This window comes from Microbispora corallina, assembly GCF_016863035.1.
Lineage (GTDB): Bacteria > Actinomycetota > Actinomycetes > Streptosporangiales > Streptosporangiaceae > Microbispora > Microbispora corallina.
The window spans coordinates 140434-155245 of record NZ_BOOC01000022.1 but is presented as its reverse complement, the minus strand read 5'-3'; the positions used below and the strand labels follow the sequence as shown (position 1 = coordinate 155245).

At 74.2% G+C, this 14812-nt stretch carries 14 protein-coding genes; 4 read left to right on the top strand and 10 right to left on the bottom strand.

Going from position 1 to position 14812, the window contains the following annotated elements; translation table 11 throughout:
* Positions 1-6: 6 nt before the first annotated feature.
* Positions 7-459, bottom strand: a complete 453-nt coding sequence (locus tag Mco01_RS22265; RefSeq protein WP_204058826.1) for an SPW repeat protein — start codon at positions 457-459, stop codon at positions 7-9.
* 198 nt (positions 460-657) lie between these two features.
* Between Mco01_RS22265 and Mco01_RS22260 the strand changes: the two genes are divergently transcribed.
* Positions 658-852 (top strand): CsbD family protein, encoded by a 195-nt coding sequence (locus Mco01_RS22260; RefSeq protein ID WP_036319828.1) that lies wholly within the window; start codon positions 658-660, stop codon positions 850-852.
* Between the two features lie 300 nt (positions 853-1152).
* On the opposite strand, the gene Mco01_RS39845 is transcribed toward Mco01_RS22260, so the two are convergent.
* The 4 genes from Mco01_RS39845 to Mco01_RS22245 form a co-directional block, all read right to left on the bottom strand.
* Positions 1153-1278, bottom strand: coding sequence for a hypothetical protein (locus Mco01_RS39845; RefSeq protein WP_275410544.1), 126 nt, complete (start codon positions 1276-1278; stop codon positions 1153-1155).
* 223 nt (positions 1279-1501) lie between these two features.
* Positions 1502-2134, bottom strand: a complete 633-nt coding sequence (locus Mco01_RS22255; protein ID WP_204058825.1) for a hypothetical protein — start codon at positions 2132-2134, stop codon at positions 1502-1504.
* A gap of 169 nt (positions 2135-2303) precedes the next feature.
* The gene (locus Mco01_RS22250) at positions 2304-3047 is read right to left on the bottom strand and encodes a class I SAM-dependent methyltransferase (RefSeq protein ID WP_204058824.1); all 744 of its coding nucleotides are present in this window, start codon (positions 3045-3047) and stop codon (positions 2304-2306) included.
* Positions 3048-3134: 87 nt separating this feature from the next.
* Complete coding sequence (locus Mco01_RS22245; protein ID WP_036319821.1) at positions 3135-4163, bottom strand: ROK family protein; 1029 nt, start codon at positions 4161-4163, stop codon at positions 3135-3137.
* A 479-nt stretch (positions 4164-4642) separates the two neighbouring features.
* Here Mco01_RS22245 and Mco01_RS22240 point away from each other — a divergent pair, with 479 nt between their 5' ends.
* The gene (locus Mco01_RS22240) at positions 4643-6001 is read left to right on the top strand and encodes a cellulose-binding domain-containing protein (protein WP_204058823.1); all 1359 of its coding nucleotides are present in this window, start codon (positions 4643-4645) and stop codon (positions 5999-6001) included.
* Between the two features lie 182 nt (positions 6002-6183).
* A complete protein-coding gene (locus tag Mco01_RS22235) occupies positions 6184-6765 on the top strand; it encodes a hemerythrin domain-containing protein (RefSeq protein WP_239103819.1) in 582 nt (193 codons plus the stop codon).
* A gap of 66 nt (positions 6766-6831) precedes the next feature.
* Here the strand turns inward: Mco01_RS22235 and Mco01_RS22230 are convergent, their stop codons facing one another.
* The 3 genes from Mco01_RS22230 to Mco01_RS22220 all read right to left on the bottom strand — a co-directional run bounded on the left by Mco01_RS22230 (position 6832) and on the right by Mco01_RS22220 (position 9336).
* A complete protein-coding gene (locus tag Mco01_RS22230) occupies positions 6832-8031 on the bottom strand; it encodes a hypothetical protein (RefSeq protein WP_204058822.1) in 1200 nt (399 codons plus the stop codon).
* A 164-nt stretch (positions 8032-8195) separates the two neighbouring features.
* Complete coding sequence (locus Mco01_RS22225) at positions 8196-8870, bottom strand: DUF6766 family protein (protein ID WP_204058821.1); 675 nt, start codon at positions 8868-8870, stop codon at positions 8196-8198.
* 94 nt (positions 8871-8964) lie between these two features.
* Positions 8965-9336 carry a hypothetical protein gene (locus Mco01_RS22220; protein WP_204058820.1) on the bottom strand — a complete coding sequence of 124 codons (372 nt, stop codon included), beginning with the start codon at positions 9334-9336 and terminating at the stop codon, positions 8965-8967.
* Positions 9337-9462: 126 nt separating this feature from the next.
* Here Mco01_RS22220 and Mco01_RS22215 point away from each other — a divergent pair, with 126 nt between their 5' ends.
* Positions 9463-13038: an AfsR/SARP family transcriptional regulator gene (locus Mco01_RS22215; RefSeq protein WP_204058819.1), complete on the top strand. Its 3576-nt coding sequence runs from the start codon at positions 9463-9465 to the stop codon at positions 13036-13038.
* On the opposite strand, the gene Mco01_RS22210 is transcribed toward Mco01_RS22215, so the two are convergent.
* Both Mco01_RS22210 and Mco01_RS22205 read right to left on the bottom strand, forming a co-directional pair.
* Complete coding sequence (locus Mco01_RS22210; RefSeq protein ID WP_204058818.1) at positions 13020-13814, bottom strand: ABC transporter permease; 795 nt, start codon at positions 13812-13814, stop codon at positions 13020-13022. The genes Mco01_RS22215 and Mco01_RS22210 overlap by 19 nt on opposite strands.
* Positions 13811-14794: an ATP-binding cassette domain-containing protein gene (locus Mco01_RS22205; protein ID WP_204058817.1), complete on the bottom strand. Its 984-nt coding sequence runs from the start codon at positions 14792-14794 to the stop codon at positions 13811-13813. The genes Mco01_RS22210 and Mco01_RS22205 overlap by 4 nt, the downstream gene beginning before the upstream one ends.
* Between the last annotated feature and the right edge of the window lie 18 nt (positions 14795-14812).

Sequence of the window (14812 nt, the reverse complement as noted above, 5' to 3'; positions counted from 1 at the left end):
GCTCCGTCAGGCCGCGGCGCCCCGGAAACCGCCCGGCCGGCCGCGCTCCATCATGCCGAACCTCATGGTGGCCAGGCCCAGGATCAGGATGAGCGCGCCGACGATCACGTTGTTCACGATCGTCCCCGTGGTGGCCATGCCTCCCCGGATGATCCACGGCGCGACGATGGTCCACAGGCCGATCACGGGAGCCACCCAGGAGATGCCGTAGGTGCGGCCGAAGGCCGAGCTGTAGCCGAGAGCGAGAAGCGCGACCACGATACCCGTGATCAGGTTGTTGACGGTTAGAGGGGTCATCCGGTCGAACCCCACGATCCATGGCGAGAGCGCCAGGTACATGCCGCTGAGCAGCGTCAACCCGTCTGCCAGCTGTGCTGCGGGATTGGCGGCCGCGGTGTCGTAGCGGGCGCGCATCTGCATGATGTCGGGGTGCGTTCCGATGTCCGCACTGTGGCTCATCCGTCACACCACCCTTCTTGGGACGGTAGTGGATCCGTTACTCCAAGAGTACGCCCGTTTCGCCCGTTCTTCCCGTTTTATGAGGTTTTGTCGGTGTGATGACCGTGACGCCGGTCACGCCCGGGTGCGTCGCGTTTAGGGCGCCCACCAGCGGAAAGAGGGGTGGGGTCGCCTAACCACGGGAGAGGAGCACGACCGATGAGCACGGAGGACAAGTTCCGCAACAAGACCGAAGAGGTCACCGGCAAGGCCAAGGAAGGGCTCGGCAAGGTGACCGACGACGAGAGCCTCGAGGCCGAGGGTCAGGCCGACCAGTCGAAGAGCCGCATGAAGCAGGCGGGCGAGAAGGTCAAGGACGCCGCCGGCAAGGTGAAGGACGCTTTCACGGACTGACCCGCCCGAGGGCGGGAACCACGGCGCCGGTCCGGCGCCCGCCGATGCGGGCGCGACCGGGCGCCGTCACCGGGGACGAGGGAACGCAGAGAGGCCGGGCGGCCTCCGCGACCTCGTCCCCGTCGCATGTCCGGGCCGGGAGCCGGGGAAGTGGAAGGGGCGCCGCGGACGGCGCGAATCGGGGTAGGCGGAACCGGGGGTGCGGTCGCGGTCCCGTACGGCGGGACCGCGGGACCGGCCGCCCGTGCGGCCGGGTGGATGAGGGGCGGCGCCGATCCGGCGTGGCGATGGAGCGGGCGGTCAGGCCGCCTGCGGAGCCATGAAGCGGAACGACGACGTCACCAGAGCCTGGAGGAGCCGCATGAGCAGGGCCTCCAGGACCATCAGAGCCGCCTTGGCGAGAATGGCGGCGAGGAAATCAGACACGGTATACCTCAGATGGACAAAGTGGCTTCTATGGAAGAGTGACCGATAAACCTCCCAGATCGGCATCATTCAGGTTACCGTTTGGTGAACTGTCAGTGACCGTTCACTGTCCGTGACGTCGATCGTCGCAGATGAGCGGACATGGCGAGGCCGGCGTCCCGACCCGGAGGTCGTGACGCCGGCCGGTCGTCCCGTTGTCAGGACGGCGTACTGACGGGGCCCGTCACTTGGTTCCGGCCCTGGAACGGGCCGTCGTGCTCCTGGCCGTGGTCCGCGCCTCGGCCCTCTGGCCGGCGGCGCGGCCGGTCGTCGTGCCGGCCCCGGCCGTCTGCGCGGCCGTCCTGCCCCCGGTGGTCCGGCCGCCGGCCCTGGTGGCCCTGGTGGCCCCGGCGGTCGCGGCGGCCCCGGTGGCCTGCCGTCCCGGCTGCTCCTGCTGCCCGCGCAGCGGCGACCAGCGCTGGTCCTTCGCCCGTGTTCGCTGGGCGATCATCGTGCCGGCGCCGATGGCGGCCGCCACCGGCCAGTCGAGCAGCCCGATCGCAGCCAGCGCGCCAAGCCCGCCGTAGTAGACGATGCGCTCCGGCGGCGGCAGGAACGTCCGTGCGATGTCCACGGCGTGGCCCATGTCACGCCGGTTCATCTTCGGCAGCCCCACGTGCGGCAGGTGCATGTCCGGCGGCCGGACCTGGATCCGCAGGAACGGCAGGCTCAGGTTGAATCCCTGGTCCGTCTTCTCCGCGGATACCGGCGGCGTGGGCACCGGCTTCTCGGCGGTTGTGGCAGGGGTCGCGGTCGTCGTGCGGCCCCGGGACGTCCGCGTCGATTGGCCCGTTCGGGTCGCCTCGGTCACGGTCATGGTTCCTCCCCCGAATGCGTAACCCTCGTGAACGGACCGCCGACGAGCGGCCCGCGAGGTGTCCCTTGCAAAATGACCTTTCTATCCTCCATCGTGCCTGGTGAGGTTTCTGGTGCTGATAGCGGTTGTTTGCCGAGTTTTGCCGCGGTCCTTCCTCCCAGGGACGACGTCAGGCGTCCGCAGGGAGGCGGTAGACCGACACGTGGGTGCGTGACTCGTCGGTGAACTCGGCTCCGGCCCAGTCCGCGTGCCTGCTCTCCAGCTCGAACCCGGCCAGCTGACCCATGAGGTCGAGCTCGGCCGGCCAGATGTACCGGTGCGGGCTGCGCGTCAGCCGCGCCTGCCTGCCGTCGTCGAACGTGAAGTGGTGCGACACGACGTGCTGGCGCAGGACGTCGTAGGTGTCCAGGCCGATGTAGCCGGGCGCGCACTGCCACACCGTGGCCTGCTGACCCGGTGGGAGCTTGCGCAGCTCGGGCACCCAGAGCTCGATCACGAACCGGCCGCCGGGGACGAGGTGGCGGGCGGCGTTGCGGAAGCACGCGACCTGCTCCGCCTGCGTGAGCAGGTTCGAGATCGTGTTGTAGACGAGGTAGACGAGCGTGTACCGCCCCGGGACGGTGACGGTCGCCATGTCGCCGACGATGACGGGGATCGTCTCCTCGTCCGCCTTCGTCCGCAGCCGCTCGATCATCGGGCCTGACAGGTCGACGCCGGTGACGGGCACCCCGCGGCCGGCGAGCGGGACGGCCAGGCGGCCGGTGCCGATGGCGAACTCCAGTGCCCGCCCGCCGTCCGCGAGCTCGGCGAGACGGTCCACGGCGGGTCCGACGACCTCGGGCGCGAACATGCCGACGCCCGGCGTGTCGTAACTCCCGGCCGTGTCGGCGTCCCAGATCTCCTCCTGTCGCATTTCTTCACGATCGCGACGGGCCGTACGCGTTGTCCAACGATTTTCGACGCTACGGGTATGGCTGGTGCGCCGCCGGCGGCCGCCCGGTCAGCGGCCGACGATGGCGGCGAGCGCGGCCAGGGCGGCGCCCCGGGCCCCCGCCATGTCGAGGTCCCGCACCAGCGCGATCGTGGCGACCCGGCGCTGCTCCTCGCGCAGCAGGATGTTCTCCTTGACCGTCTCCAGGAACCACTCGCGGAAGTGCGGAGCCGCCTCGACCACGCCGCCGCCGAGGAAGTACGCGTGCGGGTCGGTGAAGTTTGCGGCGACGGTGAACAGCCGGCCGATGGCCATCGCCTGCTGCTCGAACACCTTCAGCGCGAGCGGGTCGCCGTTCTCGCCGTGGCCGCGCAGCAGCTTGGCGGCCTTGCCGATCGGCTCGACCCGGGCCAGCTCGTGGTCGGGGAAGCGGGTGAGCCAGAACGGCAGGAGGTTCTTCTCGATGCCCGTCAGCGACGCCACGCTCTCCGCGTCGCCCTCGAAGCCGCAGTTGCACGCGGGGATCGGCTGGCCGTCCTCCAGCAGGCCGTGCAGGGGGATGTGGACGTGGCCCAGCTCTCCGGCCATGCCGGCCGCGCCCTTCACGACGTGCCCGGCCTCGACCACGCCGCCGCCGAGCCCGGTGCCGACGATGGCCGAGACCGACGAGCGCTCCCAGGAGTCGGGGCCGAAGTGGACGTGGTGGGCGTACAGCGCGGCGGCGTTGCCGTCGTTGTTGTAGATCACCGGCACGCCGACCCGGGCCTCCAGGGCGCCGCGGAAGTCGAAGCCGTACCAGCCGGGGTCGACGAAGTTGGTCGCGCCCTTGGAGGAGATCACCCCGTCGGCGCTCGCGGGGCCGGGGGTGTCCAGCCCGATCGCGCGCACCCGCGAGCGTGGGGTGCCGGTGAGCTCCAGCACGTTGTCGAGGGCGAGCACGAGCTGCTCGACCGCCACCGCGGGACCCTCCCGCACGAGGCTGGGGGTCTCGACCAGCCGCTCCACCTGGAACCGTCCGGCGGCGTCGAGGACGGTCGCGTTGTTGCTGGTGCCGCCGTTGTCGAGGCCGACGACGACCCACGACCCTGCATCTGCCATAGGGGGATGTCCTTCTGTCGCGCTTGTCAGAGCGAAGACTACGAGAGTTTGGCCGCGGGAGCACCAGCCCGCGCCGGGGTCGGATTCCGCCCGGGATCCGGAATGCCGGAGAGGTGAAAGATTCAGGTGGCGCGGTCCGCGAGGGGAGGCTCCCGCACGGCTGTGACCTGCGGGGGAGCGGACGGCCCCGGGGCGACGCGCGCCGGGGGCGCGCGGGCCCGCGTTGACCCGGCGGCGGGGGCGGACGAACCATCGGCGTCCGGGGCGGCCACGGCCCGCGCCCCGCGGTCCCGCCACCCCGCCCGCGCGCCCGGTCCTGCGGCCTGTCCGGCGCGCGTGCCCCGTGCCGCCGGCCCGGCCGTACACCGGGCGGCCGGACCGGCGGTACGGCGAGCGGGCGCGGGCCCGGCCGGGCCGCTCCTCCGGCGGCGCCCGACGGGCACCGCGAACGAGGAGACGCGCAGGAAGCGAGGAACGTCATGAACGGTCCCCAGTTCCCTCCCGCCCCGAGACGGGAGGGGCTCCGGCACCGCCTCCGGGCGGCCCTGTGGCCCCGCGGCGGCGGCGCACCGATCCCGGACCCGGCACGGGAGGCCCGGCCCCGGGCGTGGACGCGGGTCGCGCTCGCCGCGGCGGCGGCGCTGACGGCCGGATCGGCGGTCGCGCTGGTGCCCGGAGCGGCCTCGGCGGCCGACCCGGTCTGCCGGGTCGACTACTCCGTCAACCAGTGGACCGGCGGCTTCACCGCCCAGGTCAAGCTGACGAACCTCGGTCCCGCCGTGAACGGGTGGACGCTCCGGTGGACCGCCGGCTCAAGCCAGCAGGTGACGAACTCCTGGAGCGCCCAGGTCACCCAGTCGGGCACCACGGTCACGGCCGTGAACGCCTCCTGGAACGGCGCGCTGGCCACCGGCGCGAGCGCGGACTTCGGCTTCCAGGGCACCTGGTCGGGATCTCTCCCCACGCCGACCGGCTACACCCTGAACGGGGTCCCCTGCGGCGGCGCCCCCACCCCGACCCCCACCCCCACGCCTACGCCGACCCCCACGCCCACGCCGACCCCCACGCCTACGCCGACGCCCACCCCGACGCCCACCCCGACGCCGACTCCCACGCCGACCCCGACGCCGACGCCGACGCCGACGGGCGGCGGCTGCCAGGGCGCCGTGGTGTGCTCGGGCTTCGAGGACCAGAACGGCACGTCCCCCGCCGGTGACTGGCAGGTCGTGTTCCCCAACTGCCAGGGCAGCGGCACCGCCGTGATCGACGCCTCCACCGCGCACAGCGGGAGCAGATCGCTGCGGATCAACGGCGCCGGCGGGTACTGCGGCCACGCCTTCGCCGCGACCACGAAGAACGTCTCGTCCATCGCCCCCGTCGTGTACGGGCGGATGTGGGTGCGGCACACGACGGCCCTCCCGGCCAACCACATCGCCATGATCACGATGGCCGACTCCCGGGACGGCGGCAAGGACCTGCGGATCGGCGGCCAGAACGGCGCCCTGCAGTGGAACCGGGAGTCCGACGACGCCACCCTGCCGGAGCAGAGCCCCGCGGGCGTCGCCCAGAGCACGCCGCTGCCCACGGGCCGCTGGGTCTGCCTGCGGTTCCAGGTCGACACCACCCAGCAGTCGATGCGCACCTACCTGGACGACCGGGAGGTGGCCGGCCTCCACGTGGACTCCACGCCCACCCAGGACGTGGACGCCCAGTGGCTGCGCCGTACGACCGCCCCCCGGCCGACCACGCTGCGCCTCGGCTGGGAGAGCTACGGCGGCGACTCGGACACGCTCTGGTACGACGACGTGGCGCTCGGCCCCAACCCGTTGTCCTGCTGACCCGGCGGGGCCGGGCGGGGAGAGTCCGGCCCGGCCCCGCGCCCGGCGTCATCGCGCCGGGAACGGGTAGACATGCGAGCAGGCAACCGCATCGTCGTCGGCATTCGTCCGCGCACCGCTCCCCCCGCAGCCGTCCGGGCCGCCTCAGGCGGCCCGGGCACCGCATCCGAAGGGAGAGGGACATGACCGAGGGACGGCACCCGGTTCCCGAGCTGATGAAGGAGCCCGACGTCGTCGATCTGCTGATCCACCAGCACGGTCTGATCCGGGACATGTTCGACGAGGTGGAGCGGGCCGCGCCCGGAGAGCGCCGCGAGCCGTTCCGGCGGCTGGTGCGCATGCTGGCCGTCCACGAGACGGCGGAGGAGGAGATCGTCCACCCCTACGCGCGGCGGCGCGTCGACGGGGGCGCCGGCATCGTCGAGGACCGGCTGCGCGAGGAGCACGAGGCCAAGCGGCTGCTCGCGCTGCTCGACCGGCAGGGCGTGGACCACCCCGACTTCATGGCCAACCTCGACCTGCTCCGCGTCGCCGTGCTCGCCCACGCCAGGGCCGAGGAGCGGTACGAGTTCAGCCGGCTGCGGGCCGAGGCCACGGCCGCCGAGCGGCGGGCCATGGCGCTCGGCGTGCGGGCGGCCCAGGCGATGGCCCCCACCCGCCCGCATCCGGGGGTGGAGTCGGCCACGAAGAACCTGCTGTTCGGCCCTCCGGCCGCCATCGTCGACCGGGCCCGCGACCTGATCCGCCGGGCCACCGGCCGCTGACCCGCCCACCAGGACTCACCACCTGCGCGTACGGCCCGGACCGCCCGACCCGGGCCGTACGGCGTCTCAGTGGCTGCGCAGGCTGTAGAGCGGGTGGGTGCCCTCGGTCTCCAGGCGGTACTCCTCGCCCGACCGGGCGCGGTTCTCGTCGATGACGCGCTCGCTCGCCGGCTCGACCGCGTCGTGGATCTGCTCCTGGAACCGCTGGAACCGTTCGTGGGCCTCCTGGACGTAGCCGGTGCCGAGGGTGGTGTAGTCGATCTGGGTGGCGATCAGCTCGCGCAGGTAGCCCTTGTTCGGCTCGAAGGTGACCGGCTGGGGCAGGGTGGGGGCGACCACCTGTTCGGGGTCGCGGCCGTCGTGGCGGCGGAACAGGTCGGCGGCGATGCGCAGGTGCTCCAGCTCCATGTTCAGGTGCAGCTCCCAGATCGCCTTCACCTTGGGGTCGGACTCGGTCTCCATGAACGAGTGGTACAGGTAGCACTCGTTGTACTCGTGGTTGAGCAGCTGCTCCCACCAGGTCTCACCGGGGTCGACGAGCGACTCGTAGTGGGTGACGTGCTCCTCCTCGATGAGCCCGATCTCCTGGTACAGCTGCCGGGCGATCGGCTCCATGTAGGTCGGGCCGACGTTCATGTAGAAGTTCATCGTCTGCTGCTCCGCCGACATGATCGTCAACGCGTGCAGCTTGCTGATCGGGGCTGCCCGGTCCTTGTCGTAGTGGTCCCTGACGTTGTCGATCGGGTGCCGGTGGTGCATCTTGGTGGGCCGTCCGGGCATGACCTCGGTGAGCTGGTCGACGATCTTCTCGGCCTTGCGGTGCTCGATCATCTCGTAGAGGTTGGCGTACCGGTACAGGTGGTCGAAGTCCTCCAGGACGCCGAACTGGTAGGCCTGCTTGAGGTAGGGGTCGGGCTCCATCCGGGCCACCCAGGCCGTCAGGTCCACGGCCACCTGCTCGTAGCCGATCGTCGTCTCCAGCACCGAGTTCAGGCCCGGCAGCAGCCAGTTGACGGCCTTCTGCTGCTGCGCCTCGACGTACCGCGTCTCCGCCATCTTCTGCCGTACCTCGAGATCCGGGCAGCGGCGGCTGAAGTGGTGGCTGAACATGATGGCCTCGATCTCGATGCCGTTCATCGTGATGATCCGGCACCGCGTGTACGGATCCGCGTGATCCGGATCGATGGGCGTCACGTTCAGTTCCCGCCAGTTGCGGATTTGACGGTCGAGCGGGATGCCGCGCTCCTGCAGCGGGTTGAACGTCATCTCGGCTGCTCCTTCCCCCGGGCGCCCAATTGGGCTGGGCGTACCCAAAGGCCAGAACGCGACAAACCTCCCCGTGTAGCGTCATATGGGCAGGTCAGGGAGGTTTTGCCGCCCGATGTGCTGCCGTTTGGCCGCGTCCCGTGACAGTCGAGGCCCGCGCGCCCTCAGCGGCCCGGCACGGGCGCGGCGTGGGGGTCGCCCACCTTCTTCGACTGCGGCGATCCCCGCTCCCTGAGGAACACGGCGAGCAGCACCATCGAGGCGACGGCCAGGAACTCGGACTGCCAGTTCTGCAGGGTCCGGTTCCAGAACTCGGCGGAGGTGACGTACGTTGTCCAGCCGACCGGGTCCTCCAGCCGCGACAGCCGTTCGGCGTCGTACGCGGCCACCCCGGCGACCGACTGCGCGAGCCACGACAGCACGAAGATCAGGCCCATCACCGCCCCGAGCGAATGGGAGAACAGGGTCAGCCGCCAGCCCCCGGCCCTCGCCCAGGCGGGGGAGTCCGCGCCGGCGTGGCGGCCCACCTTCTGGTCGGCGTCGGACTCCTGGCCCTCCTCGCCCGGCTCCTTCGACTCCGGCGACCCCCGCTGGACCAGCCACACGGTGATGAGGATGTAGAGGAAGAACTGGAGGTACTCCGACTGCCAGTTCTCCGCGACGTCCACCCCGAAGTCGGACGAGGTGACGTAGGCCGCCCACGAGATCGGCGCGCCGCCCTGCGCCACCTGCTCCTCGTTGAACGCCGCCAGCCCGGAGACCGACTGCCCGGCCAGGCTCAGCAGGAACAGCAGCAGGAAGCACAGCCCGAGGGCGTTGTCCCGGATCGCCCGTCTCACGTCCCCTACCTCCGCAGCAGGCCCAGCACGGCCACGTAGGCGAGACCCAGCGCCACCGCCACCAGCATGATCACGTACAGCGTGCGCGCCCCGTTCACGCCTCCACCTCGCACTCGTACGGCTGTCCCGATCGTGGCCGGCACCCGGCCGCCCGCACCCGCCAGCCGCCGGGGAACCGGTGCAGGAACACCGTGTCGCCCCCCACCCGCACCTGTGCCTCGTCCCCGTACACCTGGGTGTCGCCCACCGCGCCGGCGCGCAGGCCCATCGAGAGGATCTCCGTCGCGCAGTCGTCGACCGACTCGGCCGCCCGGGGGGTGAGAAGGTCGCACGCCTGCTGCCCGCGCCCCTGGGCGGCGGCGGACAGGAAGCGCGCGGCCGTACGCGCGGCCGGGTCGCCGCCCGCCGACGCGCACCCCGTCACGAGCAGCAGAAGGCAGACGACCGCCGTCGCTCGCATGCCCATGGCCGCCCACTACCCGTGGTGCGGCCGGGAAACCGGCGGCCCTGTGTCCGTTCTCACCTGTGTGCGCGGCCTGGCCGGCGGTTCGCGGCGTGTGCCGGGAGATCGCGCCTGTGAGACGCTGACGGCGTGCGGATCGCGCTGCTGGGCCCGGTGGAGGCCCGGGACGACGCCGGCCTCCCGATCGAGGTCGCCGGGCTCCGCCTCCGCACGCTCCTGGCCCGGCTCGCCCTCACGCCGGGGCGCCCGGTGGCGCCGGCGGCGCTGACCGACGCGATCTGGGGTGACGACCCGCCCGCCGGAGCGGCGAACGCCCTCCAGTCGCTCGTCTCCCGGCTGCGCCGCGCGCTCCCCTCGGCGGACGCCGCTCTGCTGGAGTCCCTGCCGTACGGGTACCGGCTGCGCGTGGGGGAGGGCGACGTCGACGCGGGCCGGTTCGAACGGCTCGCCGCGGACGGCCGGTCCGCCCTCGCCGCCGCGCTGGGCCCGCGGGGTGATCCGCACGACCTCCGCCACGGCGAGCTGCGAAAGGCGGCGGAGCGGCTGGCCGAGGCCCTCGCCCTCTGGCGCGGCGCGCCGCTCGCCGACCTCGGGGACGCGGCCTTCGCGTCGGCCGAGGTCGCCCGGTGGACGGAGACGCGGCTGCGGGCGGTCGAGGACCTCGCCGAGGCCAGGCTCGCCCTCGGCGACCCCGCCGCCCTGGTCGCCGAGCTGGACGGGCTCGCGGCCGCCCACCCCCTGCGCGAGCGGCTGTGGGCGCTGCGGATGCGGGCGCTCGACGCCGCCGGCCGAACGGCCGAGGCCCTGGCCGTCTACGACGACCTGCGCCGCACGCTCGCCGACGCGCTGGGCGCCGACCCCTCGCCCGAGGTGCGGGCGCTGCACGTGTCGATCCTGCGGGGAGCTCCCCGTCACCGGTCGCCGTCGGACGCCCGGCAGGCCGCGGAGCCGAGCACCGCGCCGCCCGCCGCCCTCCCGGTGCCGCTGACCAGCTTCGTCGGCCGGGAGGAGGACCTGGCGCGCCTCGCCGCGCTCGTCCCCGGGACGCGACTGGTCACGCTGACCGGGCCGGGCGGCGCCGGCAAGACGCGGCTGGCCTGCGAGGTCGCGGCGCGGGTAGAGATGCCGGGCGGGATCTGGCCGGTCGACCTGGCCGCCGTGCACGACCCGGCCCGGGTGCCGTCCGCCGTCGCCGCCGCGCTCGGCGTCCGCGACACCTCCCAGCGCGACACCTCCCAGCGCGACGGGGCGCGCGGGACGGTGGAGCGGCTGGCGGAGGCGTTGCGGGAGCGCCGGGCGCTGATCGTGCTGGACACCTGCGAACACCTCGTCGAGGCGTGCGCGCGGCTGGCCGAGGAGCTGCTGGGCCGCTGTCCCGGCCTGCGCGTTCTCGCCACCTCGCGCGAGCCGCTGGCCGTCACCGGCGAGGTCCTTCACCCCGTGGGCCCGCTCGCCGTGCCGCCGGAGGGGGTCTCCGTGGCGGAGGCGTCCAGGTTCCCGGCCGTCCGCCTGTTCCTCGACCGGGCCGCCGCCGTCCGCCCGGGGTTCGCCCTGACCGAGGCCACGCTGCCCGCCGTCGCCGAGGTCTGCCGCCGTCTGGACGGCCTGCCGCTGGCCCTCGAACTGGCCTGCGCGCGCCTGCGGACGCTGCCGCTGGAGGAGATCGCCCGCCGGTTGGAGGACCGGTTCCGCCTGCTCACGGCGGGAAGCCGGACGGCGCTGCCGCGGCACCGCACCCTGCTGGCGGTGGTGGAGTGGAGCTGGGGCCTGCTGACCGAGCCCGAGCGGACGCTCGCCCGCCGGCTCGCGGTCTTCGCCGGGGGCGCCACCGCGGAGTCGGCCGAGGCCGTCTGCGCCGACCCGCCCGATCCCCGGGCGCCGTCCGGGCTGGACGGCCGCCCGGACGTCCAGGCGGCGTCCGGCGTCCTGGGTGATGTCCTGGGCGCGTCCGGTCTCCTGGACGCGTCCGGCGTTCTGGGTGGTGTCCTGGCCGGGCCCGACGTCCTGCCCGCGCTCGCCGGGCTGGTCGACAAGTCCTTCGTCGTGCTCGTGGAGCCGCCCGGAGGGCCGCCGCGCTATCGGATGCTCGACACGATCCGGGCGTACGCCGCGGCGACGCCGGCCGCCCCGGGGGAGGCCGAGCGGGTGCGGCGCGCGCACGCCGCCCATTTCCTGGCGCTGGCAGAGGCGGCCGATCCCGCCCTGCGCACCTCCGCCCAGCTGGAGTGGCTGGCCCGGCTCGGCCGCGAACGCGCCGAGCTCACCGCGGCCCTGCGCCGGTCCGTCGACGAGGCCGACGCGGGGACGGCGATCCGGCTGACGGCCGCGCTCGGCTGGTTCTGGAACCTGATGAGCGCGCACGAGGAGGCGGCCTCCTGGCTGCGCGACGCCCTGGCCCTGCCGGGCGCCGGCGCGCCGGGCACCGTGTCCGGCCGGGCCCTCGCCCGCGCGTACGCCTTCCACACGATGCACCACTTCGCCGTCCAGGACCCGGAGGCGGCCCTGCGGTCCGCGGCCGAGACCGGACGGCTCACGGCGGCCGAGCCCGGGCTCGCGGACGACCCGGTGATCGCGCTCATGTCGGTGCTCGCGGACATGCATCCGGACAACGGCCACGGCGGTGCGGACGCGCATCGGCGGCTCGACGACCTGACGTCGAGCCCGGACCCCTGGCTCGCGGCGGCGGCCCGGCTGTTCCGCGGGCTCGCGCTGACCGCGTTCGGCGGGGCGGGCCGCGCAGCCGCCGACCTCACCGCGGCCCGGGACGCCTTCGCCGTGCTCGGCGACCGCTGGGGCACGGCCGTCGCCGTGAGCTCGCTCGGCGGTTCGCACAGCCTCGGCGGCGACCACGCCACCGCCGTCGCGGCCCTGACCGAGGGCCTGCGCTTCCTCCGGGTGCTCGGCTCAGGCGACGACGCCGCCTGGATGCTCGTGGAGCTCGGCCTGGAGCGCACGCGCATGGGCGACCTCGACGTCGCCCGGTCGGACCTCGAGGAGGCGGAGACGTACGGGCGGGCCCGGCGCTCACCGGTGCTCGCGCTCTCGGCGCGAACCGGGCTGGGGGACCTGGCCCGGGTCCGCGGCGACCTGCCCGCGGCGCGGGCCCTGCTGAGCGCCGCCCTCCGCGACCTCCAGGGCGTCGCCGGCGTTCCGGGCCAGCTGCGGGCGCGGGCCCTCACCGCCGACGGCCGCGTCCGCCTCGCGGACGGCGACGTCCACGGGGCCCGGGACCGCGTGGCCGCGGCGCTGGCCGTGGCCCGGACGGCGGGCGAACGGCCGGTCGTGGCCGCGGCGGTCGAGGGGCTCGCCGCCGTCGCCGGGGCCGAGGGCCGTCCCCGGGAGGCGGCCCGGCTGCTCGGCCTCGCCGCGGCCGTGCGGGGGGCGCCCGACCTGGGCAGCCCCGACGTCCGGAGGACGGAGGCCGCGGCCCGGGCCGCCCTGGGAGATCGCGCCTACGACGCCGCCTACTCCGCGGCCGCGGCCCTCCACCCCGACGCGGCGTACGCGGCCACGGCGGCCCTCGGCCCGGACGAGCCGTACGCGGCCTCAGGGGCCGGCCCGGACGCGGCGCACGCGGGCGGGGCGGGCCTCGATCCCGCCTCCGCGGCCACGGCGGCCCTCGGGCCGGCCGTGGCGCACACGGCCGCAGGGCCCCTCGATGCCGCCTACGCGGCCGCGGAGGACCCTCAGGTCCTGCGGCGGTAGGCCAGGATCGCGAGCGGGGCGAACACCGCGAGGACGGCCGCGGTCCACAGCAGGGAGTCCCGGATGTGGAGGCCGGCCGGGGTACCCGTCACCAGGGCGCGGGCCGCCTCGGACACGCGGGTCACCGGGTTGATCCGCACCCATCCGCCCAGCCAGCCGGGAAGGTCGGCGGTCGGCACGAACACCGTGCTGCCGAACGTGAGCGGGACGGTCACCACGAAGACGAACCCGCCGATGGTCTCCGGGCCGCGCGCCAGCAGCCCGGCCAGCGCGGCCGCCCAGCACATGGCCAGCGAGAACGCCAGCACCAGCGCGCAGGCCCCCAGGACGGGCAGCGGCCCCGCGTGCGGACGGTACCCGAGGACGGCTCCGACGACCGCCACCACGGCGAGCGTGACCACGTTGCGGACGGCGTCGCCGAGGACCCGCCCGATCAGCGGCGCGGCCCGCGATATGGGCAGGCTGCGCAACCGGTCGAAGACGCCGGAGCGCAGGTCGGAGTTGAAGCCCAGGGCGGTGTTCATCGAGGCGAACACCAGCGCCTGGACGGCCACGCCGGGAAGCACGTACTGCAGGTACGCGTGCCAGTCCCCGGCGACGGCCTTGCCGAACAGGAACGTGAACAGCAGCACGAACGTGATCGGCATGAGCGACAGGTCGAGCAGCTGGTCGGGTGAGTGCCTGATCTTGAGGAGGCTCCGCCAGGCGAGCGTCAGCCCCTCCCGGGCGATCCGCACCGGCGCGGCCGGCCGGGAGGCCGTCGACGTCGCGGTCATCGCACCGCCCCCTCGTCCGCGGCACGCCCGCGCGGCCCGCCGGTGAGCGCGAGGAACACCTCGTCCAGCCCGGCCAGCCGCAGGCCGAGCTCGGCCACGGGGACGCCGGCGGCGTCGAGCCGCCGCGCGACCTCCGCGAGCACCTGCGCCCCCGACCTGCCGGGCTCCACCGGGGCCGACACGAGGCCGTCGGCGGCCTCCCGCACCGGCGCGGCGCCCCCGGCCTCCGCGACGATCGCGGCCACCGCGGCCGCCGCCGCGCGGTCGGCCGGTCGCACGTCGAGCGTCTGGCCGCCGGTCCTCGCCTTGAGCTCGGCGGGGGTGCCCGCGGCGACCACCCGGCCGTGGTCCACGACGACCACCTCGTCCGCGAGCCGGTCGGCCTCGTCGAGGTACTGGGTGGTCAGCAGCACGGTCATGCCGTCGGTCACCAGGTCCCGCACCAGGTCCCAGACGTCGCCGCGCGAGCGGGGGTCGAGCCCCGTGGTCGGCTCGTCCAGGAACAGCACCCGCGGGCGGCCGATGAGGCTCGCGGCGAGGTCGAGCCGGCGGCGCATCCCCCCGGAGTACGTCCGCACGGGGCGCCGGGCCGCCTCGGCCAGCCCGAACCGGTCGAGCATCTCGCCGGCGCGTCGTCGCGCCTCCGCCCGGGTCAGGCCCAGCAGCCGGGCGACGAGGACCAGGTTCTCCTGGCCGGTCAGGTCCTCGTCGACGGCCGCGTACTGCCCGGTCAGCCCGATCAGCTCGCGCACCCGCTGCGGCCGCCGCACCACGTCGAACCCGCCGACGCGCGCCGTGCCCGCGTCGGGGCGCAGCAGCGTGGCGAGGACGCGGACCACCGTCGTCTTGCCCGCGCCGTTGGGCCCGAGCAGCCCGAGCACCCGGCCCGGCTGAAGGGAGAGATCGACCCCGTCGAGCGCGGTCGTCTCCCCGTACCGTTTCACCAGGCCCTCGGCCTGGATCGCGTACGTGGAATCCATGCGGCCCACGATCGCCGG

Bases quoted from the DNA above. Each gene is read 5' to 3' on its own strand.
- Mco01_RS22260 (WP_036319828.1), top strand. From the start codon at position 658: ATGAGCACGGAGGACAAGTTCCGCAACAAGACCGAAGAGGTCACCGGC.
- Mco01_RS22240 (WP_204058823.1), top strand. From the start codon at position 4,643: ATGAACGGTCCCCAGTTCCCTCCCGCCCCGAGACGGGAGGGGCTCCGG.
- Mco01_RS22235 (WP_239103819.1), top strand. From the start codon at position 6,184: ATGACCGAGGGACGGCACCCGGTTCCCGAGCTGATGAAGGAGCCCGAC.
- Mco01_RS22210 (WP_204058818.1), bottom strand. From the start codon at position 13,814: ATGACCGCGACGTCGACGGCCTCCCGGCCGGCCGCGCCGGTGCGGATC.
- Mco01_RS22255 (WP_204058825.1), bottom strand. From the start codon at position 2,134: ATGACCGTGACCGAGGCGACCCGAACGGGCCAATCGACGCGGACGTCC.
- Mco01_RS22250 (WP_204058824.1), bottom strand. From the start codon at position 3,047: ATGCGACAGGAGGAGATCTGGGACGCCGACACGGCCGGGAGTTACGAC.
- Mco01_RS22265 (WP_204058826.1), bottom strand. From the start codon at position 459: ATGAGCCACAGTGCGGACATCGGAACGCACCCCGACATCATGCAGATG.
- Mco01_RS22205 (WP_204058817.1), bottom strand. From the start codon at position 14,794: ATGGATTCCACGTACGCGATCCAGGCCGAGGGCCTGGTGAAACGGTAC.
- Mco01_RS22245 (WP_036319821.1), bottom strand. From the start codon at position 4,163: ATGGCAGATGCAGGGTCGTGGGTCGTCGTCGGCCTCGACAACGGCGGC.
- Mco01_RS22230 (WP_204058822.1), bottom strand. From the start codon at position 8,031: ATGACGTTCAACCCGCTGCAGGAGCGCGGCATCCCGCTCGACCGTCAA.
- Mco01_RS22220 (WP_204058820.1), bottom strand. From the start codon at position 9,336: ATGGGCATGCGAGCGACGGCGGTCGTCTGCCTTCTGCTGCTCGTGACG.